The following is a 1,063-nucleotide window of genomic DNA, read 5'->3' on the forward strand; positions in this document are numbered from 1 at the left end:
CCATACCCATCAAGTTAAGAATTTTGGTCTTTGTGCATCGTCAAAAACATGGTATCCTTTCTAACGAACACTCCACGTTAGAAAGGATTTTTTTCATGGAAAAACAAATGAAAGCATGGATTCAAACCATTCGTCAACTCTTTTCTCCCGAAGAATTAACCCGTCTCGCACGGAAAACAGGCTTTATCCGGCGGCAGCGTTCGTTAACGGCGGAAGCCTTTCTGACTCTCTGTGCATGGGGAGATGGCTCACTGGCCAAACAGTCGCTTCAGCGGTTGTGTGCGGCCTTGACGCTCTGGCATGGCTGTTCCCTTTCAAGCGAAGGCTTGAATCAGCGTTTTACCGATCGGGCCGTGGCATTTTTGCGAGAAGTGTTTTTCCTTCTCCTCCTGCATCAACGTCCATTGCTTTTGTCAGCCATGGAGACCTATCGAACTTGTTTTACCCGCCTGCGGATTTTGGACTCAACCAGCTTTTTGGTTCCCGCTGACTATGGGGAAGACTATCGAGGTTCCGTTTCGTCGGGGGTGAAAATTCAGTTTGAATATGACTTGTTATCCGGCGCCTGCCTTCAGCTATGCGTTCAATCGGCCAATGACTCGGACGCTCGTTTTGCCTATCATGCCCAGCATACGATTTTACCGAATGACCTATGTATTCGGGATTTGGGCTTTTTCTCCGTTGCCGCACTGGCCGAGATCGACGCCCGCGGAGCGTATTATATTACTCGGCTCCGTTCCGATATGAAAGTGTATATCAAGGAGAATGGCCAGTGGAAGGAATGGGATTGGGAATCTTGGGAATCAATTAAAGGAAGGGGAATCAGTAGAAATGGAACATGTATACATCGGGCATGAGCGTTTGTATATCCCACGCTTGATTTTTCGACGTTTGACGGAAGAAGAATGGCAAAAACGGATGGCGTATGTGCGAAAAAGGGAAAAAAGAAAAGGGAAGGCACTGACACGCCAAACCCTCGAACAAAAGAAATACCACATCTTACTGACGAATTTACCACAAGAGTCGTTTGATGGTCAACAGGTTTATGAGCTCTATTCCCTGC

The 1,063-nt window shown here is 47.3% G+C and carries 1 protein-coding gene and 1 pseudogene; both read left to right on the forward strand.

The window, feature by feature from the left end:
• Positions 1-857, forward strand: an 857-nt coding sequence (locus tag CV944_RS17090) for an IS4 family transposase (protein ID WP_233205324.1), incomplete at its 5' end; no start/stop codon positions are given.
• Positions 832-1,063: pseudogene (locus CV944_RS17820) on the forward strand (IS4 family transposase); the annotation flags it as partial. The gene CV944_RS17090 and the pseudogene CV944_RS17820, both read left to right, overlap by 26 nt.

It is taken from the genome of Geobacillus sp. WSUCF-018B (genome assembly GCF_002809985.1).
GTDB lineage: Bacteria > Bacillota > Bacilli > Bacillales > Anoxybacillaceae > Geobacillus > Geobacillus thermophilus.